Here is a 20,967-nt window from a genome sequence, read left to right as displayed (position 1 = left end):
GAGGCTAGGCGTAGTTAATAAGGATGAGAGCTCATCCTTATTATTGTGAGTAATATATCGAATTGAGAGAGTGTTAATTTAATGTGGAAATTAAGTTATTTATCAATTAGCTAAAAGCGAGCTGTGCGGTAATTTATATTGATAGGTATATCATCCATTTAAGGATAACACCCAAGCCAAAGACGCCAGCGGTTTCAATTCAATATTAAAACTGCCAACACTGTTCTCAATGTCGAGCACTTGTTGCGCTATGCCTTCAATATATTCATTGAGTATGTAACGACCATCAACTAATTTGAGTTTTTGGATTACATCACTTGGAATCTTAAAGTGAATATTTTCAGTGGTATGTTGGCTGAAATTAGCTGCAACAATGGTTAGCTCTTGGTGGTCAGAGCGCAGAAATGCGTAGACTGAATCACTTAAGTTACAGCACTGGTGTAAGTCTTGGTAATCACCTGTTATCGATGAGTGCTCTAGCGAAAAGTTCATTACCTTTTGATAGAAGTGACGCAGCTGCTTTTCGTTTTCGTCTAATAGCCCGCCATCGAATGCGCCGTGGTTCATCCACTTTTGGTGTTGTGGGACTCCGATGTAGTCAAATATGGAAGTTCGTGAGGGCTGTCCAAAGCCTGCATTCTCCGCGCCCGGTTCGCCGACTTCTTGCCCAAAGTAGATCATGGTTGGAGAACTACTCAATAACGCGCTGACTAGCATTGCAGGCTTCGCTATATTTGGGTCACCTACAAATTCAGGAGACGCGATGCGTTGTTCATCATGGTTATCCAAGAAGTGCAGCATGTGATGTTCAATATCCATCATTTGATGTTGGATTTTGGGGATGATAGCCGTGGAAGTATTGCCTAGCATGATGTCTTTTAGACCGTCGTACAGATCTACTTTGTCATAGAGGTAGTCCATTTTGCCTAAGTGGATATAGTCGCGATATAAGTCCGGTTGGTACACCTCAGCCATTAAAAAGGCATCTTGGTTTTTCATCTTTATAGATGAATTAAGGTAGCTCCAAAATTCGACTGGAACCATCTCAGCCATATCGTAGCGAAACCCATCAACACCTTTATTCAACCAAAACAAGGCGATATCTCGGAATTTAGCCCAAGAGTTAGGCACATAAACAGATTCCCAGAAACGGAAATGATCCATGTAATTGCGTTGAGCATAGTCACTCGGTAGTTCAGGGAAGTCTTTTGAACCGTCTGGTCGCATGCCATAATTGATTTTCACCGTTTCATACCAATCATCGAAACTAGGCTTGGCTAAACGTGAGCCGTTACCTGTCCATTTGGCGGGCGTCTCTATAAACGGGGAGTTTAGGTTGGGATGCTGTTCACCACCTAGCGGCGTAAAGGCGGGCTCTATGTCTGGCAATTCAAAGGTGCTGTTGGGAATGTAGTAGAAGTTATTGTCTTTGTGGTATTCCAGCGTTGTGTCATCTTGAGCGCCGAAGTCACTGACACCTTCTGGGTTGTTTAAGCCTTTATAATGACGCGCAACGTGATTCGGTACGATATCGATAATCACTTTTAAACCATTGTCGTGACTTCTTTTGATTAGTGCCTCGAACTCCTCTAGTCGGCATTCAGGGTTGTCTGCGAGATCTGGGTTTACGGAATAGTAGTCTTTGACGGCATATGGTGATCCCGCACGGCCTTTTACCACGCTAGGGTGATCGTCTGAAATACCAAGGTGCTTGTAGTCATTGATGAGCGCATGATGTGGCACTCCGGTATACCAAATATGAGTCATACCGAGTTTGCGGATTTCAGACAGCGCTTTGTCGGTAAAATCACTGAACTTACCGACGCCATTTTGCTCGATTGTGCCCCATGGAACATGTTGGGTGTTTTTATTGCCAAATAAACGCGTAAAAACTTGGTAGATGGCGTACTTTTGGTTGTACATATTTATAATTCCTTTAACTTCCATCATGTTATGTAGGGATGAAAGGGCTTGTTTATTCTTTGCAGGCTAACCGAATTACAATATGCCTTACTCATCCTTATCAAAATCTACAGGGCGTAATCGCTACAGTATGTGAGCTGTTGCCCAAAAGGAGTCATGTTGTCTTCATCTATTCAAATCGTTATCACCTATTTGGTTCTGGTGGCGGTATCTGTGTTGTTTGCAGAAAGTTCTAAAGCGCTGTTGGTGTGGTATTTGGTTATCGGTGTGGTGACGTTTTTTGTGTACGCGAAGGACAAGCGAGCAGCGATCAATGGCAATTGGCGTGTGCCAGAGAAAACCCTGCATATTTTTTCTGTTGCTGGTGGTTGGCTAGGGGCGTTGATCGCTCAAGATAAGCTGCGTCATAAAACGCAGAAACAGCCGTTCAGAGCGATATATTGGGTGACAGTGGCAGTGAATGTTGCGGCGTTTGTGTGGACACTAACCCCGAGCGGGCAGGCGACGTTTGGACGTTGGCTTAGCGAGGTTATTGGATACTTGTAATGAAATTGATGGCTAGTAATCACTTACTAACCATCATAGGAAAGCTATTTTGTTATAACATCGGAATCGTTGAGGCTAACAGCAAGCCTGCCATACCGTAGTTGAAGCTTTTGATACGGACTGGTGTTGTTAACCAGTGTTGCAGTTGTTTACCTGCCGCTGTCCAGAATGTCACGGATGGTAAGTTGGCGAGCGTGAAGATACCTGCGATGATCGCAAGCTCCCACCATGAACTACCGCTGCTATAAACAGAAATGGCTGTCAGTGCCATTGACCAACCTTTCGGATTAACCCACTGAAAACTTGCCGCGCCAATGAAGGTCATCGGTTTATAAGCTTCAGTGCTTTTAGCTTTTCCACTCTTTGCTATTTTAATCGCTAGGTAAACCAAGTAAGCAAGGCTCAGGTACTTTAATATTTGGTGCGTAACCGGATAAGCGTTGAAAATACCCATTAAACCGAAGCCAACCAGCAGCAACATGGCTGCAAACCCTAGAGCAATGCCAAGCATGTGCGGAATAGTGCGGGCAAAGCCAACATTTGCTCCTGATGTCATAAGCATGATGTTATTTGGACCCGGCGTGAAGGTCGAGACGAACGCAAACAAGGCAAGTGCGCTCAGTTGTTCTAAAGGCATTATGGTTCTCCAGCAAAAAAATGAACGAAGTGACTGACCGGTCATGACTTTCACGTGTTGAGAAACATAGTAGGTGGAAAGTGGGGCAATTATGTGCTTTTATTTCCTCTATTATCACTAAATGCGCAATAATAAGTACTTATGGACAGATTTGACGAAAGGATATTGCAAGAGCTTAAATTGGACGGCAGAATCTCCAACATTGAGCTTTCAGAACGGATTGGCTTGTCGGCTTCTGCGACCTTAAGACGCGTCCAGGATCTTGAGCGTAAAGGCATCATTCAAGGTTACCGTGCGGTTCTGGATAATGGGCTAATGGGGGTCGGTTTTATTGCTTATGTTTCGATTGGGTTATCAAGCCATAGCAAAGCGGCTCAGCTGGAGTTTGAACAGCACGTCAGTATGGAAAAGGAGGTAGTGGAGTGTCACAACATTACCGGTGCCAACGAATACTTGCTAAGGGTAGAAACCAAAGATCTACCGGGCTATAAGAAGTTTCATGCCGATGTGCTTGGGGAATGTGCTCAGGTGCAATCTATTACGACCATGGTTGTGATGGATACACCCAAAGACGAACGCTAGTCGAGTTTTAATTCAGGAGAGGCACAGTGCCAAATACCAATCAGTTGTTATTGTTCTTAGATGTGGTTCAACAAGGGTCGTTTACCAAAGCGGCAACCTTACATGACATGGACAACTCATCACTCTCTAAACAGATCAAAAAGCTCGAGCAAGATTTAGGTGTTCAGCTGCTTAACCGCTCTACACGCTCGTTTTCGTTGACGTCGGCAGGGGAAGATATTTTAGCGCAAACCTATGTGCTGAAAGATACTATCAATCAGATCCAAGGCATTGCTGATTCGTACCAATCTGAACCCAAAGGTGTGCTACGAATTACGTCGCCGATCTATTTTGGTCAGCAATACTTGCAACCTATCATTACTCAGTTCATGAGAAAGTACTCTGATGTTCAGATCGTGCTGTCGTTGGACGATAAGATCGCCAACATCATTGCAGGACAGTTCGATATCGCGTTTCGCTTTAGTAAGCTTGTTGAATCGAATTTGATTGCCAAGAAGATTGCCGACAGTAACTTCATGTTGGTCGCCTCGAACGACTTTGTGAAGCAGCATGGTGAGCCGAAGACGCCACAAGATTTACTTGCGCTACCTGCCGTGATTTATACCAATGGTGATATGACGGTCGATCATCTGCGTATCAGTGAAGAGCCGCATGGCAACACTTTCCAAAGCCTAACGATTCGTGGCAACTATAAGGTCAGTGATGTTCGTACCATGGTGTCTTGTGTGAAAGACGGTTTAGGTTATGGCTTCCTTGATCAATCAAACCTGTATGCCTCAATGAAAGAACTGGGCTTGGTTACTTTACTGCCGGATTATCCGATCTCTACAATCGATACTGCGATCTACGCTGTCTATCCACACCGTAAGCAGACCAAACTGGTCAAAGAATTCATCACTACGGTTCAAGACTATATTGGCTCTCCGACCATTTGGGAGAAGATGCAGCAAGGTTAGTTGTCTTTCTAAAAGTTTAAACACAAAAAAGGAGCCAGGTCGTCATACGATCTGGCTCCTTTTTATTCTTCCGGCGAATACTGATTTACAATGTAAAGCTTAGCTATAGCAGGCGTGAGCAGTTCTTACTTTCGAAAAGAGAGGCTCATGATTCGAGATCAGTGCTCGTGAATCGCTTCCTTGCCACTTGGGTACGCTTTAGAACCCAGCACACCACCGTCGACCTCTTTACCATAGTAACCTTGGTGGTTGTGGTAACGCTTAGCATTGCCTGCAACATCACCCTTGTATCGTGGGTCTTGTGGGCGTTCATGACTGTTCACAAACGCGGCCACATCCCATGCATCCTGAATTGAAAGCTGTTGGCTCTTTCCAAGCGGCATGTTTTCATAGATGAAGTACGCGGCGGTGTTCACTCGGTGCATACCTGCGCCCCAGTTGAATGAGTTTTCGCCCCAAAGTGGTGGCAGGTATGAGCGACCATCAGCCCCTTTAATTCCTTCTCCATTTTGACCATGACAGGTTTGGCAGCTGGTTTGGTAAACCTTTTCACCACGCGCTATCGACGGCTCTTGTTCAGGGTTAGCAATCTTAGGGTAGCCACGACCGGCCAACTTGCTTCTGTCATCAATTGGGTATTTGCTTAGCAGCTCTTCAGGAAGAGGGAAGCTTTCCGCTTTTCCTCCGACTTGTAAATCTGCATCGCTGATCTCAGGGACGGGCGTGTCTTGCATGCCGTTCTTATCTAAGATGCCACCCATCGCCAACCAGTATGAGTAGGCCGTAAGCGCGACCATCTCTTTTGAGCCTACTGCTGGTGGTAAGCCATTCATTGAATAGGTAAAACAACCTTGGATACGTTCTGCGTAGCTGTTTACCTTGTCGTTTTTCTTACGGTAAGTAGGGTAAGCCATGTACGCTCCCCAAAGAGGTGCAGCATTTGCCTTCATGCCCGCTTGCATGTGGCAGTTTACACAGTTTTGTTCATTGCCTACGAACGTCCCACGCATCTGCTGAGAATCGACAAACAGCGAATAGCCCAGTTTGACTTTGTCACCAAATTCCCCAGCAGGGATATCAACCAAGCCTCGTGGTACCAGATATTTGTTATCTTGAGGTTTCTCAACTGCTGGCAGTTCGGTTTGACGATCAGGCAACTCTGCTTCGGCATAAGCGATTCCAGAGGCAAGGGTTGCGGTAATTAAAAGTAATGTTTTCATACGAGCCCTTTAGTATCGGAAAGATGCGAAGTAGTAAGACAGGTTTTTGATTTCATCGTCAGTTAACTTACCGGCGATGTTGCCCATCATGTTCAAATCATCACCCTTACGAGTGCCGTTTTTCCAAGCATTGAGCTGAGTTTGAATGTAGTCGGCGTGCTGGCTCGCTAGGCGTGGGAATTTGTCTACGCCCATACCACTTGGGCCGTGGCAGGTTGCACAAGCAGGAATGTTTCGATCCCAATCGCCTTGGAATACAAGCTTACGGTAGGGGTTATCAATATCCGCTTGTGAGCCGCGCTGTTCTAAATCGCTGAATTCGTATGAAGGTAGTGAAGCAAAGTACTCTGCTACTTCACGACGAATAGCAGGATCAGACACACCATCCGCCATGCCCTTCATGATCGCGCTTTGACGCTCACCACTAGAGAAAAGAACCAGTTGATGTTCAAGGTAGTCAGCATTGAGCCCAGCTAGCATAGGGGCAATGTTGGGCATGCCTTTACCGTCAACTTGGTGGCAGCCACTACAGGTTTCTGCAGCTTCTGGCATTGGATTAGGCGCTGCTTGTGCAAAACCAGATAAAGAAAGGCTTCCCAGAGCTGCGATACAAAGCGTTAATGTTTGAGTTTTAATTTTCAGCTTAGTCATGAGGCGTCGCTATTGGTTGTAGTGCACGCATTTTCGACATAATTGATTGTTCGCGCTATTGTGGATTTCCACATTAATTCACTTTGAATTTGAGGGAGGTCTCACATTAATAACCTCAACCACCATAATGGTATTGATGTGAATTCCGTCAGGCTAATCCAATCGCTGTTTACGAAATGCAAGGAAACTGCCATGTTCGCCTCGGTGTAACTGCTTGTTAAGGCTCTTTTATGGCACCGATTGTATAAGCATAGCTGCTTTATAGATGCGGGCTTAAAAAGTTGTGATGAAGGGAAGAAAAGAGAAGTGAAGAGTGTTTGTTGCGGGTTGGGTTGAATGTTGCGGGTTGGGTTGAATGTTGCGGATTGGATGTTGTCGATTGAATGCTGTCGATGTATTGACTGCTAAAAAAGCAGAGCAACCTCGAATGACGAAGTTGCTCTGTTGTGTTCCTATTCAGGAATGACTAGGGATATATGTTGGATCACTGATTAGACTTTGTAGATCTTAGCCGGAAGCGCTTGTCTTGCTGCTGCACCCACAACCCAATCTAACATCACGCCTTTGCCTTCTCTCGTCGGGTCAATCAAGCCTATATCATTGATGTTAACGCCATCGTTCGACTTCATCTTCACTGGTTGTTGTGTGTCACCAATCCAGTGTGCACGTTCACCGAGCTCTTTGTGTCCAAAGCCGTGTTCAAAGCCCAATGTGCCTTGTTTGATGCCATCAATCACCATCGCCAACGCGTGTGTGGTTGAACTCGGTGTTTCAATGGCAAATACGTCGCCTGTTTTGATGCCAGCAGAAGAGGCGTCTTGCGGGTGAATGTAAACTGGGTTCACGCCTTTGATAGACTCCAAACGTGGTGACAAGTTAGATACTGCACTGTGAATGTTGGATTTAAAGTTGGTCAGAGTAAATGGCCACTCTTTGGTCGGGAACTGCTCTGCCAATGGCGTGCCGTCTGCCAATTTTTGTGGATACCACGTTGGGCAACCCATGTACTGCTCGCCGCTGATGGTGTTGCGAGAGGTACCCAGCTTTTCATTCCAGATAGCCAAAGGTTTGGTCCATTTGTATTTCATGGTTTCATTGGTGTAGGCATTGGTTGCGTCTTCAAAACGACCGCCACGCGCAAAGATATACGCCACTTTGAGCATCTCTTCTGGTTTAAGCGTTTTGTTCATCACAGGCACTAGGCGCTCTAGACCAGACCAAACGATATCTTCGGCATCTACATTCGGCACTCCGCCTTTAACGAACGCTAGATTAGCCGCAGAGCGTAGGTAGAAATCTTCCGCACTATGGATGCCGTGCCAGTTACCTTGGCTGTCTTTGATTACGTTATCGCCAAAGCCACCTAAGCTAAGTGTTTTTGCAACATCAATAAAGAAGTTCTCTAGGTTGATGGCGCGCCCATCTTGAGTGCGTGAGGTTTTAGGCTCAACTATCGGCCAGCGAGCGGTGATCGCTTTGGTCGCAACACCATGCCATGGTGTTGCCATGCCCCAGCTTTCGTAGGTAACCGTGTCTGGCACAAGGTAATCCGATAACGCTGTCGTTTCATTGATGAAGGCATCGATAGACACGATCAAACCCAGTTGCTTTGGATCCTTAAGCTTTTCACCTAGTAAGTTATCTAAGCCTGGAACGCCATAAAGTGGATTAGCCATGTGGTTGATCCACGCTTTTGCGCGGTAAGGATAGCCATCAATCGCAGCTGATAAATGCTCGGTTAAAAGCGGCGCTGATATTGGATACCACGGCGCGCGTGTCGGGTAAGGTGATTCACCTGCCGCAACACGACGCTTGTATTCGCTGGTCTTGTGATACGGGAATTTGCTGCGAGATAAGAACACACCTTGAGGCTTAGTCTTGCCTTTGAACTTGGTAAAGTCATAACGTGGGCCAGCAACCGAAGTTGGGTAGCCGCCCGCTTTCGCCATCGCCCCGCCTTTTGCATTGATGTTACCAATCAGCGCGTTCAGCATTAGGATAGAGAACGAGTTGTAGAAGCCGTTGGTGTGCATGTTGCCACCATGAGTATCAACAACTGCTTTCGTTCCGTAGCTGGTGAAGCGTTTCGCCAGTGCAATAATCTGGTCTTGTGGAATCTCACACTGCTCGCTGTAGTAAGCAAGGTCATATTTGAAGGCTTCTTCCTTCAATCTTTGTAGAGAAGATTTCACACGAACGGTTTGACCATCAATTTCTACGTCTTGATCGACGAACAGAGCCGCTTCATTCACCTGAATATGCGATGATAATAGTGACGTTGTCACATCTAGTGCGATAAATCCATCATCGTCAGACATCGGTTCGCCTGTTTCTAGCAAACCCACATCCGATGCGCGAAGCATACGCCCGTTTTGTGGGTGTGCTTCGTCACTGATTACAAGGTGTGAAGCATTACACCAATGCGTGGTGCCTGCTTTTTGCATCGCTTGCGTACTTGGGCGAGACAAGAAGTCGTGATTGTAGCGTTGGTTCTCGATGATCCATTGGATCATGCCCAATACTAATGCTGAATCGGTGCCAGGTTTGATCGGTAGCCAGTTGTTGCGATCGCCCGCAGCAAGGCTTGAAGATCCTGCAGGAAGGCTCGGAGTCACTATGGTGTAGCTCAGTTTTCCGTTGGTACGAGCCTCAGCCAATTGTCTTGCTTGACGCTTGAACGGGTTACCCGCTTGAGCCGGAGACATACCGATGAAAAGAATGAACTCTGCGTTGTTGAAATCTGGTTTTAAGTGCGAGAACTTGTCTAGATCGTTCATGATCGCACCTGAACCTGCACGGAATGCGTAGCCACAGTAAGAGCCGTGGTGACCGAAGTTTCGTGTACCATAGCTGTTGAATGCAAAGCGCTTCAAGATGTCATCACGGCCTTCATTACCAGCATTCGTCACCAACAATTGGTTGGCTTTGGGACCGTATTCAGGGTTGTTTGGATCAAGTGGTGTTTCGATATCGCGAATCGATCGTAAGCCTTCCACTTCGCCTTCACCGAACAAGTCACCACCTTCGGTGATCTCAGTGATTAGTTGCTCGTAGCTGATCGGTTCCCACTTGCCTTCACCACGTTTACCGACACGTTTGAGCGGTTGAGTGATTCGGTATGGGCTGTTTTGAATCTCTAACATGCCATTACCACGGGCGCAGGCTGTCGAACGATTATTGATACCGGATTCTCCAGACAAGCCAATGTAGGCGTCTTTTACCGGTGTTTTGAACGGGATTTGCTGATCACTTGATAGCGGATGGTAGGGATTGCCCGAGATACGCAAAATTTCGTCATTGCGATTATCGATACGTACACGCAAGCCACACAGTGTCCAACAACCGAAACACATTGATGGTGCTACGCGCTGATTTGGATTCGGCGAGATCTTATCTTGTTCATCGACACTGTATTCCGTCTCTAACGAATTACCGTGGTGGATGTGGTTGGTTTTCTTACCCGCGGTGCCATCAAGAGCACCGTGAACCATGTGTTTTGTGGTTGTCGCATAACCTGCAGCAAAAGCTCCAACACCACCGGCAGCAAGGCCTGCTTTTAAAAATTGACGACGTTTGTTATCCATGATGATTCCCCAGACTACAAGCTATGTGAGCGGTTAAGTGGTGAAGGTGTATTTTGGTTTGGCTTCGATGTTGTCTTTGGTGCAGAACCAGTAGACACGATCTCAGAGGCGAACAACGCAAGTGCTAACCAAAGACCACACATACCAACAATGCCGAGTAATCCTGCGCTACCCATCGGCAGTTCATAAGGGAATGGGCCAACATCGAAACGTGGAATGGTTTGAACTTCCATCATGGTGACCCAACGTACCGCCCATGCAGAAACTATGGTCGCAAGCGCAACACAGATAATTCCTAGCTTACTTTGCGATAGGCGTTGCAGTGGTAGAACCAAGATCATGCACAGCAAAATGCTGGTGGTCATGATGCCTAAATTGATGCCCCAAGCGTCATTCTCATACAGGCTGAAGTGACCATGGTTAGATGCCCAAATCGACGTGAGAATGATGGCAAGGCCACCCGTTAAGGTAATGGTTCTTTGTATCAGAGCTAGGTCTGTTGGTTTTAAGCTTGGCTTGCTTGAAGGCAGAAGAGCCCAAATCAACAGCGTTAAACCCGTTGCAGCAAAGAATGCAGTAGTGAACCAAAGTAGTGGAGAAGCCGGTTGATGCCAAAGCGGTCGGCTCGCCAAAATCGCAATCTCTGCGCCTGTATAAAGCGCGATGCTTAGGCCCGAAATAGCCGTCACAGCAGCGAGTGCAATCATCAGCTTTGATGATATTTGCCATTTACCTAGCGTCAGCCAAGACAAACGTTTTAGAAGTGGGTTTTCACTCTCTTTGAGCTGTGCGATGTCATCACGCAGGTAAACCCAAGCAGTCGCAACAGCCAGACCAGAAAACAAAGGTAGAAACAGAGAGCCCAATGACATCCATGACCAAGGTGTGATGTGAGCGTAGAAGTGCCACGCACGGCCAGGTTGGTGTAAGTCACCGGTTAGCGCCAGTGGGCCAACAATCGCGCCGATGGCCATCACAAGCACAAGGGCAGAACGAAATTGGTGGCTGGTTGAGTTCTTGAATATCAGTGCAATCAAAAACAGAATAGCGGCCGCGTAAGCCGAACCAATGTAGAAGAAATATTGAACCGCCCACGGTAGCCAAGCGATCTCTTGAGCGGGAACTAACACCTCAGTGATATTCATGCTGTCTCTCCTTGTTTGCCTTGTGTCGCGATTGCCAATTCTTGTTTGCTAGAGGATGAGTTATCGATGGCGGCTGGATCATAAATCGCAGGTTGGCCTTCAATGTGGCTAACGAATCGCTCATTCATGCCGATATAGAAAACATGTGGGTTGGTATTCTGCTCTGGTTTAAGCACTTTTATGTCGTCTTGGTTTTCATTGAGCAGGCGGTTAATTTCGCTGTTTGGGTCTTTGAGGTCACCAATCACACGAGCACCACCAACACAGGTTTCGACACAAGCGGGCAGTAAACCGTCTTCAAGGCGGTGTGCACAGAAGGTGCATTTGTCTGCGGTAAGGGTGTCGTTGTTGATGAATCGAGCGTCGTAAGGGCAAGCTTGAACACAGTAAGCACAGGCTACGCAGCGTTCGTTGTCGACCATTACAATGCCGTCTTCACGTTGGAAGGTCGCTTGAACAGGACAAACCTTGATGCAGGGTGCGTTGTCACAGTGATTACATAGGCGAGGTAACATGAATGATTTCACGTCTTGCTGAGCTGTCGAACCATCATCAAGGGAGACTTCATATTGTTTTACGGTGGTTCTGAACTGGCCAATCGGCGCTTGGTTTTCAACGCTGCAGCCAACAGTGCATGCCTGACAGCCAACGCATTTACGTAAATCAATCGCCATCGCGTAGCGCTTGCCTACTTCGCCTTTGCGGTCAGGCTGGTTGTTATTGCGAATGGCTGTGCTCGCGACTGCGGTGTTGATTCCGGTAATGGGAATGAGCGCAGCGCCGGCGGAAACTTTACCAAATTGGCTGAGAAACCGTCTTTTCAATGAGTCCATATAGGTACCTATAAATGGGTATTCGATCTGTTAGGCTCATTGTCAGTTTTTGACCGTTAACGGGGTATTGTGGATTTCCACATACCCAGATCAAAGTTGATCTAGAACAAATGTGGTTTTCGCTATCTAGCTGTTATGCTTTGTTTTAGAGGCTTATCTCAAGCGCTCTAAAGGGTGAGTTAAGCGTTGGACATGTCGTCAGCTTCAAGAAAAAGTGAAATGACGAGAGAATAAATCGAATAAACAATCTGCTTGGAGAAAGAGATTTCAGTGACAGTTCGAAACCTAATGACAGTCGTTAGCCTTTGTTGGCTGAGCCTAACCGCAGGAGTGTGTTTAGCGGCTCAATCAGAACAAGTGATAGCAGCCCCAAGCTCAAGCCCAAACCAAAACCAAAATACAGGTGAACCCGATCAGATTATCGAGGTTGGCGTGTTGGCGACCCGAGGAAAACTTGCGGCGCAGCAGCGTTGGCAGCCTACGATGGATTGGCTGTCTGAGCGTATTCCGGGTAAGCACTTTGTTCTCAAGCCTTTTAATTTGGAAGAGATGGCCGAAGCGGTGAAAGATGTGACGGTCGATTTCGTTATTACTAACCCAGGTCAGGCGGTTCGCTTAGGACGACAGTACGCGCTTTCTTGGATGGCGACTATGACCAGTCATAACTTCGAAGAGCCAAGTTCTAACAATACCCGCAGCATTGGTTCTGCTTTAGTGGTAAGAAGAATGTCGCCCTATATCTCTTTCGAACAACTCAGTGGTAAGCCGATTGCAGCGGTCTCGGAAAATGCATTTGGTGGTTACTTAACAATGCGTTATCAAGTGATGCAAGAAGGGCTTAATCCCAACCACTTTTTTTCCAATACGCAGTTCTTAGGTTTCCCTATCGATGCCAGCTTGTACCAACTGCGAGAAGGACACATTGAAGCGGCTGTGGTGCCAGCTTGTTTGGTCGAGAGCATGATCAGTGAAGGCTTGCTGGTGGCGGGTCAGTATCGTGTTATCGGTAATCAAGCGCCTGAAGGTTTTCGATGCCAAGTGTCTACGCCTCTGTATTCCAACTGGTCGTTTGCTAAAACAGAGCGAGCCTCTTCGGCATTAGCTAAGCAAATGAGTCAGGTGCTGTTTTCAATGCCAAAAAGCAGTGTGCCAGCCGTTGCTGCGAATGCTTCGGGTTGGACGTCACCCACAAGCTTGCTCTCAATCGACAAGCTTTATCAGCAACTCGACATACACCCACTGCAACAACCTTGGTGGAAAGAAGCGTTAATCTGGCTTAAATACAATCAACAGTGGGCTTGGGCGTTCTTTATTTTTGTCGTGTTACTGAATGCTTACCACTTCTGGTTAGAGTACAAATTCAGCCGCAGTAAAAAACAGTTAGAAGCGACGCTACACAAGCTGAAAAGCAAGAGTGAACAGCTGGAACATTCGCAACGTATCGCGGTGGTTGGTGAACTGGGAAGCAGCTTGGCACACGAGATCAATCAACCTTTGGCGGCCATTCGCAACTACAGCGAAGGCGGCTTATTACGGATTTCGAAGAACAAACCATTGACCGATATTGAACCTGTGTTTGAGAAGATTCAGTCTCAAGTGGATCGTGCTGATGCGATCATTCAACGCTTAAGAAACATGATAAAGAAACGCTCATCAGATAAGTCTCAGACGGACATCGAGCAGTTACTCACAGACACCATTGAGCTGCTGCAATTTCGATTACAGAAACACAAGATAACCATTGAGCGCCACGCTGTAGGTAAGCCAATCCAACTGCATGTCGATCCTGTGGGATTGCAGCAAGTGATTGTAAACCTGATCAACAATGCTACTGACGCGTGTAACGCACAACAACACCGCGAACAAAGCGCTGCGTCTGATATTGATAACAAAAACAGCGAGCCACCAACAATTAAAGTGATTACCGAGTATCAACCGGATAAAATGATGCTGTCGGTTATCGATAACGGCACGGGTTTAGATTTCACCGAACAACAAGTCACTCAAGCCTTTGTGAGTAGCAAAGAAAATGGCTTGGGTTTAGGGCTTGCGATTTGCCAAGATGTGATTGAAGACCACAGTGGCCAAATGGCCATCAAATCATTGACTCCTCATGGCTGTCACGTCGCAGTGACGTTACCTTTTTCTCTTTCAAATGATTCATAAGGAATCTTGTTATGTCTGAACTTCATCAAACGTTACCGGTCTATGTGGTTGATGACGATGAGTCGATGCGTGACTCATTGGTGTTCCTATTGGAAGAGCATGATTTTATGGTGTCAGCCTATGAAGATGGCCCAAGCTTTCTGGATTCAGTGGATTTGAGTGCGCCGGGGTGCGTGGTGTTAGACAGCCGAATGCCTGAAATGAGAGGGCAACAAGTTCATGAATTGATGGTGAAAGCGCAGAGCCCACTGTCGGTGATCTATCTGACGGGCCACGGCGATGTGCCAATGGCGGTAGAGGCTCTACAAGCCGGTGCGGTGAACTTCTTCCAAAAACCGGTTAAGGGCAGCGAATTGGCTCAGGCAATCAAACAAGGGCTAGAGGCTTCTGAAAAGCACTTACACATGAACGTGCATCGCCAAGCGTATGCGTCGTTAACTGAACGCGAAATAGACATACTAAAGCAGATCATTGATGGCAAACGTAACCAGAAAATTGCCGATGAATTATGTATCGCGATGAGAACGGTGGAAGTACATCGAGCGAGTTTGATGAAGAAGTTTTCGGCGAAGACGGTTGCCGAGTTGGCTTACATATACGGTCAATTGACCTAGGCATAGAGCTATTTCTGTATGCCATTTGAACTAAAGCTGTATGAAGGTTGTACGAAACTATTGATTGGAAAACATCAAGTTCGTCACCAAGCTTTAGGACTTTCCTGATGAAAGGCAGCCTTCATCATTTATTTATATTGAAGCAAGATCACATCGTCTATGGACTGCATACGGATTGAAACCCCTAGGCTTCTTATCGCAATGTAATCCTGAGATACTGAACTAAGTTCATTTTAAGGCGGAACGTGCCAGTAACTGCACTTTTCCCTGTAATTCGAAACATAACATTCACTATGGGTAGAACACACTCTCAACGTCGAGTCTTGTATCTGCTGAGTTAGGTTAAAATATTCTATGAGTACAATGGGAATCGCAATTGGTGCGACGGCTCTTTCGTTAATACTTGTGGCCGTATGGCTGGTTTCTTTGTCGTTAAGAAAGCAGCGAGTGGAACAAGAACGTAAAGCTCGTGCTGTCGCTTACCGGAAGGCGATTGAAAAAGCACGCATCCAAGAGCAAAAAGAGCGTAACTTCAAAGCCGAAACCGGCCATGTTCCATCGATTTTGTATTTGGCGAAAGAGGCTGAACGTAACAATATTAAGGAAGCCCTATATTGGTACGATAAAGCCGCGCATTTAGATAATGTCACCGGCATGTACGGCATTGTACGCATGAGTATGAAGCGTAAAGAAGACTTAATTTTAAGAGAAAAAGCCAACTTTTGGCAGCTCGCTATTTCAGCTTTAGATAACGATATGGTTGCGAAGTTTGAGATGGGTAAAGCGCTCGTTTTTGGTCGCGGAACCGATAAGAATATCCCCAAGGGTTATACCTACATCGAAGAGTCAGCGACGGGCGGAAACACCGAAGCGATGCTGTTTATGGGGGAGTGGTGTCTAGACAGAGAAAACCCAGATTACTCAGCCGAAAGCTCATTCGAGTGGTACCAAAAGGCCGCAGATAAAAACAACTTAGACGGAAAAATCAAACTAGGTTTGAGTTATTTGAATGGTGTTGGTGTGGAGCCCAATCATGGTGAGGCTGTTTACTGTTTTGAGACTGCCGCGGAAAAGAACAGTGCAGAAGCCATGTTTAGAGCCGGTGAAGCTTGGATTGACCATGGTGAACACGGTAATGCGATTGCCTATATTTGGTTGTTTTTGTCCGCTCATTTTGGTTATTCAGAAGCAAAACAGTTGAGGGATAAAGTTGGGGGTGAACTTGGGGTTGATGCTGTCGTAGGGTTGCAGGCTCTCACGAAACCAATCATGACCAAATTGACTCAAGAAGCCGTCACCAAACATTCGGTTATTAAGGCGTTGAATAAACTCTACAAACGTAACATCCCGATCCCTAAAAAGGTGAAAGAGGTTACTGAAGAAGAGGAAATTGACGAGTCGAATGTGCAAGGCAGCGATGTTGAAATGAGTTTCGAGATGAAAACCCCGAACTCCAACCCAGAGCACAACCAACAATATTCACCAGAGCAACACGCAGCGTCCCAAACGGGTTCGGCTCAAAGCACAGATAATGCATCGTCACCAGCGCCTAGCAGTGCGTCTTTAGACTTTAGCCAAACCAATTGGAGTAACAAAAATTAAGTCAGTAGCTTGATGAGATGAGCGTTCGAGCGAGTTGAACTCTCATTTAGGTCAGCTCAGCTTATTTTAGTCACACTCCATTGGAGACGGGACACTCTGAGTTAGGAATGACAGGATCAAAAAAGGGAAGCGAATGCTTCCCTTTTTATTTATGTGCTATTTGCTTTTAGAGCTTAGAGCTTAGAGCTTAGAGCTTAGAGCTTAGAGCGAAAGCCTAATACTTAAGAGCTTATTAAGCTTTGTTTTGCTCAGCTTTACATACAGCCGCAGTGAACACGACGTCTGTTGAGCTGTTAAGCGCTGTTTCCGCTGAATCTTGAATCACACCGATAATGAAGCCTACCGCTACAACCTGCATCGCTACATCGTTAGAAATACCGAATAGGCCACATGCTAGTGGGATAAGCAGCAGTGAACCGCCAGCAACACCCGATGCGCCACATGCTGAAATTGCAGCAACAAGGCTTAATAGAATCGCAGTGAAGATATCAATCTCAATACCCATAGTGTGTACAGCAGCAAGTGTTAACACAGTGATAGTGATTGCAGCACCCGCCATGTTGATCGTTGCGCCTAGAGGAATAGATACAGAGTAAGTATCTTCGTCTAGGTTTAGCTTCTTACAAAGGTTCATGTTTACTGGGATGTTCGCAGCACTTGAACGAGTGAAGAATGCAGTTACGCCTGATTCACGAATACATTGGAATACTAGAGGGTATGGGTTCTGCTTTGTTTTAACGAAAACAAGCAGTGGGTTAACCACTAGAGCAATGATGAGCATTGAACCTAGTAGTACCGCTAGAAGTTGACCATAGCTTGCTAGCGCCTCAAAACCAGTGGTTGCGAAAGTCGCTGAAACTAGACCGAAGATACCAAATGGCGCTAGGCGAATTATGAAGCGAACAATGTGTGAAACACTGTGGCTTAGATCTTCGAAAACCGCTTTGGTTGTTGCAGATGCGTGGTGCAGAGCAAGACCAAGACCGATAGCCCAAGCAAGAATACCGATGTAGTTTGCGCTCATTAGCGCGCTAACTGGGTTGTCTACAAGCTTGAATAGAAGCGTGTGAAGAACTTCACCAATACCTTGAGGAGGAGTAGCACCTTCCGCGCCAGCAACCAGTGTCAAAGTGGTTGGGAACATGAAGCTTAATACTACGGCTGTAAGTGCTGCAGAGAAAGTACCAATCAAGTAAAGCACGATGATTGGACGCATATGAGTATGCTGACCTTTCTTTTGGTTTGCGATAGAAGCTGCAACAAGAATGAATACTAAAATTGGGGCAACAGCTTTCAGAGCACCAACAAACAGACTACCTAAAAGGCCTGCGTCTTGAGCTGCTGAAGGAGAAACCATGGCGAGAACGACACCGAAAACAATACCAGCAAGGATCTGTAGGACAAGATTCCCACGAGCGATGCGGGCGAGCATGTTGTGATTTTGCATAAAATACCTGCAATTGTTAATTTATTATAGTGATGTATCTTTTATAAAGTTGTACCGATTCCAACTATACACTAGTGGAATGGGCGGTCATATTAGCGGGATCTAAGAGGGTGTCTAGGAATAGTTTACTTTTAGGGTGATTGTTTGCGCTGCGTGGTGTTTTTAGAGCTAAATGTTAAATTTTTGTGCTTTTGTTGAGGTATAAGTCTGCTGAATAATGTTCCATTGGCTTAATGTTCTAGTATTTATGGTGTGTAAACCATTACTGATAAAAACATTGTGTTCGGAAATAGCTGCCTAAACTTGTATAGGTAAAAAAGCCACTTCAACAGACATCATAGACATCACCTACTTTGCTTAATCTACGTTGGTGCATGACTTGCCATGTTTTGTCGTTATCTAATCTTTCTATCGGCATTCCCACCTACTTAAGCAGCGTTAGCTGTGAATCTCATCAGCTCTCCTTAATAGCGTCAGGCTACTGAACTTAATACCTTGCTACTTTGATATATCGCACACCTTATCTGGTGATTTATATCATCATGTTATTTTATATGACGTAATTTATCTAAAATTGCCGTTGTAAGTGGGTGGCATATATCCTGTGTTGGTCTTAATTTACAAGAGTATGAGCAATGAGTTTAATCAGTATCCCTTATGTAGAGACCTCTGCAGATACCGTTTTACATATAGCAGCCGCTATCGTGCTGATCAGCACCATAGCGGCTGGCCTGTTCGGTTTTTGGAAGCTTCACGAGATCCCTATTCAAAAGGCTCATAAGACTGACCACCATCAGATAGGGTTGATTACCGCGCTCACTTGGATTGGCTTCATTTGGCACTGGGTGTGGGTTCTCGCCATTATCATTGCGTTTGTAGATTTTGAAAAAGCCATTATCCGACTGCGTGATTTATGGAATTCTCCGGCTCAAGTTAATCAATCAGAGGATGTCTAAATGTTAGAAGGTTTAGCGGTTTGGTGTTTGTTCATCTATTTATTAAGACTTGTTGGCATGCCTTGGAACACAGGGACTAAAGCATTCGCTTATCTAGGAGGCAGTGGTTGGTTGTTATTTGTGTGGGTAGGATTAATTAACTATACACCAATGGATTTGTCGGGAGGCTCTGTGGTGCAGTCTCCTCACATTCAGCTTCGCCCAACCTCAACCAATGTCTCGGGCAAGGTCGACCAGATTTATATCACCCCGAACCAACGCATTGAGAAAGGACAGTTAATCTATGAGATTGAAAACGAGCCTTATCAAATTGCTTATGAACAAGCGAAGATTTCGCGCGACTCGGCAAACGTAGCGGTTAGCACTGCGGCTGAAGAAGTAAAAATCGCTGAATCCAGCTATCAGGCAGCGTTACATGATTTTGAAATGACACAAAGTGAGCTTTCAGCTGCTCAGTCAAATAGAGACTTACAGAAAAGAACGTTGAAGCGTTATCTTGAACAAAACCGAGTCGTGCGTAATACGATCACTGAAAGCATGATTGATAACCAGCAAACGGTCGCCGATTCTGCTGTGTACACTGTGGCCAAGCTTGAGTCACAGCTGAGCAAAAAGAAATCTGATGTAGAGAAAGCCAAGCTACAAATAACCAAAGCGGAACTCTCGGTTGAATCCCGTCAGTCAGACTTTAACGAAACAATTCAGAAGGTGAATAAAGCGAAATGGGATCTTGATAGCACCAAGATTTATGCACCCGCTGATGGCTTTGTGACTAACTTTATTCTTCGTGAAGGTCAGCTTGTTTCTAGAGTTCCACGATTGCAGATGTACACCAACGAGAAATACGTATTGATGAGAGTGAATCATCAAGCGATTAGAAATGTTAAACCGGGTCAATTGGCTGAATTTACAACGCCAGTTTATCCAGGGAAAGTATTCACGGCAGAGGTTGAAGGTATTATTGAAGCAACCGGCGAAGCGCAAAGTAACTTGCTTGGCTTTGACCAGAATGTTCGCTCTACGACAGGCAAGAACCTACAAAACAAACATCACTTTGTTAGGTTGAAAGTCTTTGAACCTGAAGGCTATAGCGTACCAGTCGGCTCGGTTGGTTTAGCTTGGATTAGCGGAGAAAAGCCAACAGAGCTTATGGCGTTTCTTGATGTAATACGTGGAATCATTTTACGTATGAAGTCGCAGCTTTACTACTTCTACTCTTTCTAGATCTAGAACCAGAGTTAATTCGGTTATTTAATTCCGAATTATTCAAAATAAGATTATTAATGAAATTACGGGCCACAGTCGTGGTCTGTAATTTTAATATGTTTGCTATTCAGTGAATATTTAATCGAAAGTCTAAATTTAACTGGAATATATTTATGCTATTCATATCTTCTGAAATAAAAAGATGCATTAAACCTATTATCTCTCTGTTGCTATTAACGAGCTTGGTGGGCTGTCAGGCGACTCAACGTCAGGACGCAACGACTGGTGAGATGGAAACGAATTCCACTACAAAAGGGGCTGCGATTGGTTCTTTGTCTGGTGCTGCGATTGGTCTCCTGTCTGGAGATAATTCAAAAGAACGGAAAAAGAGAGCGTTAATTGGGGCAACGGCTGGCGGTCTCATCGGTGGAGGAGTCGGCTACTCACTGGATAAACAAGAGGAAGCTTTGCGTCAGGAGTTGCTAGATTCAGGCGTTCAAGTAAAGCGTGTTGGTGAAAATGAGTTAGTGTTGGTGATGGAAAACGGCATCGGTTTTCGCTCTGGTGAATACCTACTTGAAGCGACGGTATACAATTCATTGAATGGTGTTGCGAGAATATTGGTCGAGTACCCAGATTCGTATTTGCAGATCAAAGGCTATACCGACAGTACTGGCAATGATGCTTCTAATCAGCAGTTGTCTGAGAAACGTGCTGATTCAGTAAAAGCTTACTTAGTGAATCAAAAAGTGAAAGGTGGACGAATCAGTACCAGCGGCCTTGGTGAACGTTACCCTATTTGTGACAATGCAACCGAAGACGGAAGAGCCTGCAATCGCCGTGTCGAGATCAGTATCCAAGCCATCTAGCGAGGTGATGCAATCTTTCTCATCCGCAAG

General features: G+C 45.7%; 17 protein-coding genes. 9 read left to right on the top strand and 8 right to left on the bottom strand.

What is annotated here, in order from left to right:
* Positions 1–150: 150 nt before the first annotated feature.
* Positions 151–1,923: an alpha-amylase family glycosyl hydrolase gene (locus AB6F11_RS05130; RefSeq protein WP_102394258.1), complete on the bottom strand. Its 1,773-nt coding sequence runs from the start codon at positions 1,921–1,923 to the stop codon at positions 151–153.
* Between the two features lie 156 nt (positions 1,924–2,079).
* Between AB6F11_RS05130 and AB6F11_RS05125 the strand changes: the two genes are divergently transcribed.
* Complete coding sequence (locus tag AB6F11_RS05125) at positions 2,080–2,469, top strand: DUF1294 domain-containing protein (protein WP_102320678.1); 390 nt, start codon at positions 2,080–2,082, stop codon at positions 2,467–2,469.
* A 52-nt stretch (positions 2,470–2,521) separates the two neighbouring features.
* Here AB6F11_RS05125 and AB6F11_RS05120 read toward each other — a convergent pair whose 3' ends face one another.
* Complete coding sequence (locus AB6F11_RS05120) at positions 2,522–3,106, bottom strand: LysE family translocator (protein ID WP_102320677.1); 585 nt, start codon at positions 3,104–3,106, stop codon at positions 2,522–2,524.
* A gap of 141 nt (positions 3,107–3,247) precedes the next feature.
* Between AB6F11_RS05120 and AB6F11_RS05115 the strand changes: the two genes are divergently transcribed.
* Together AB6F11_RS05115 and AB6F11_RS05110 are read left to right on the top strand one after the other, a co-directional pair.
* Positions 3,248–3,688, top strand: a complete 441-nt coding sequence (locus tag AB6F11_RS05115) for an Lrp/AsnC family transcriptional regulator (RefSeq protein WP_009845852.1) — start codon at positions 3,248–3,250, stop codon at positions 3,686–3,688.
* Between the two features lie 26 nt (positions 3,689–3,714).
* Complete coding sequence (locus AB6F11_RS05110) at positions 3,715–4,644, top strand: LysR family transcriptional regulator (protein WP_102394259.1); 930 nt, start codon at positions 3,715–3,717, stop codon at positions 4,642–4,644.
* A 158-nt stretch (positions 4,645–4,802) separates the two neighbouring features.
* Here the strand turns inward: AB6F11_RS05110 and AB6F11_RS05105 are convergent, their stop codons facing one another.
* The 5 genes from AB6F11_RS05105 to dsrO form a co-directional block, all read right to left on the bottom strand.
* A complete protein-coding gene (locus AB6F11_RS05105; protein ID WP_102394260.1) occupies positions 4,803–5,864 on the bottom strand; it encodes a c-type cytochrome in 1,062 nt (353 codons plus the stop codon).
* Between the two features lie 9 nt (positions 5,865–5,873).
* A complete protein-coding gene (locus AB6F11_RS05100; protein ID WP_102300028.1) occupies positions 5,874–6,515 on the bottom strand; it encodes a c-type cytochrome in 642 nt (213 codons plus the stop codon).
* Positions 6,516–7,006: 491 nt separating this feature from the next.
* Complete coding sequence (locus tag AB6F11_RS05095) at positions 7,007–10,099, bottom strand: tetrathionate reductase subunit A (protein ID WP_102394261.1); 3,093 nt, start codon at positions 10,097–10,099, stop codon at positions 7,007–7,009.
* Positions 10,100–10,113: 14 nt separating this feature from the next.
* Positions 10,114–11,244: an NrfD/PsrC family molybdoenzyme membrane anchor subunit gene (gene nrfD, locus AB6F11_RS05090; protein WP_102394262.1), complete on the bottom strand. Its 1,131-nt coding sequence runs from the start codon at positions 11,242–11,244 to the stop codon at positions 10,114–10,116.
* Positions 11,241–12,077, bottom strand: a complete 837-nt coding sequence (dsrO, locus tag AB6F11_RS05085) for a sulfate reduction electron transfer complex DsrMKJOP subunit DsrO (RefSeq protein WP_102279811.1) — start codon at positions 12,075–12,077, stop codon at positions 11,241–11,243. The genes nrfD and dsrO overlap by 4 nt, the downstream gene beginning before the upstream one ends.
* A gap of 270 nt (positions 12,078–12,347) precedes the next feature.
* Between dsrO and AB6F11_RS05080 the strand changes: the two genes are divergently transcribed.
* The 3 genes from AB6F11_RS05080 to AB6F11_RS05070 all read left to right on the top strand — a co-directional run bounded on the left by AB6F11_RS05080 (position 12,348) and on the right by AB6F11_RS05070 (position 16,459).
* The gene (locus AB6F11_RS05080; RefSeq protein ID WP_102394263.1) at positions 12,348–14,243 is read left to right on the top strand and encodes a sensor histidine kinase; all 1,896 of its coding nucleotides are present in this window, start codon (positions 12,348–12,350) and stop codon (positions 14,241–14,243) included.
* Positions 14,244–14,254: 11 nt separating this feature from the next.
* Positions 14,255–14,857 (top strand): response regulator transcription factor, encoded by a 603-nt coding sequence (locus AB6F11_RS05075; protein ID WP_102394264.1) that lies wholly within the window; start codon positions 14,255–14,257, stop codon positions 14,855–14,857.
* A gap of 363 nt (positions 14,858–15,220) precedes the next feature.
* Entirely contained in the window at positions 15,221–16,459 is a 1,239-nt protein-coding gene (locus AB6F11_RS05070) for a tetratricopeptide repeat protein (protein WP_102394265.1), read from the top strand.
* 232 nt (positions 16,460–16,691) lie between these two features.
* Here AB6F11_RS05070 and sstT read toward each other — a convergent pair whose 3' ends face one another.
* Entirely contained in the window at positions 16,692–17,906 is a 1,215-nt protein-coding gene (sstT, locus tag AB6F11_RS05065; protein WP_102394266.1) for a serine/threonine transporter SstT, read from the bottom strand.
* Positions 17,907–18,541: 635 nt separating this feature from the next.
* Here sstT and AB6F11_RS05060 point away from each other — a divergent pair.
* From AB6F11_RS05060 to AB6F11_RS05050, 3 genes are all read left to right on the top strand, one after another.
* A complete protein-coding gene (locus tag AB6F11_RS05060) occupies positions 18,542–18,862 on the top strand; it encodes a hypothetical protein (protein ID WP_017072398.1) in 321 nt (106 codons plus the stop codon).
* A complete protein-coding gene (locus AB6F11_RS05055) occupies positions 18,863–20,086 on the top strand; it encodes an HlyD family secretion protein (protein ID WP_017081815.1) in 1,224 nt (407 codons plus the stop codon). It begins immediately after the preceding gene.
* A gap of 188 nt (positions 20,087–20,274) precedes the next feature.
* The gene (locus AB6F11_RS05050; RefSeq protein ID WP_029224309.1) at positions 20,275–20,937 is read left to right on the top strand and encodes an OmpA family protein; all 663 of its coding nucleotides are present in this window, start codon (positions 20,275–20,277) and stop codon (positions 20,935–20,937) included.
* The last annotated feature ends 30 nt before the right edge of the window (positions 20,938–20,967 follow it).

The sequence above is a fragment of the Vibrio sp. 10N.247.311.14 genome (genome assembly GCF_041467715.1).
Taxonomy (GTDB): domain Bacteria; phylum Pseudomonadota; class Gammaproteobacteria; order Enterobacterales; family Vibrionaceae; genus Vibrio; species Vibrio crassostreae_C.
The sequence above is the reverse complement of the archived record's forward strand: the minus strand, read 5'-3'. Positions and strand labels throughout refer to the sequence as shown.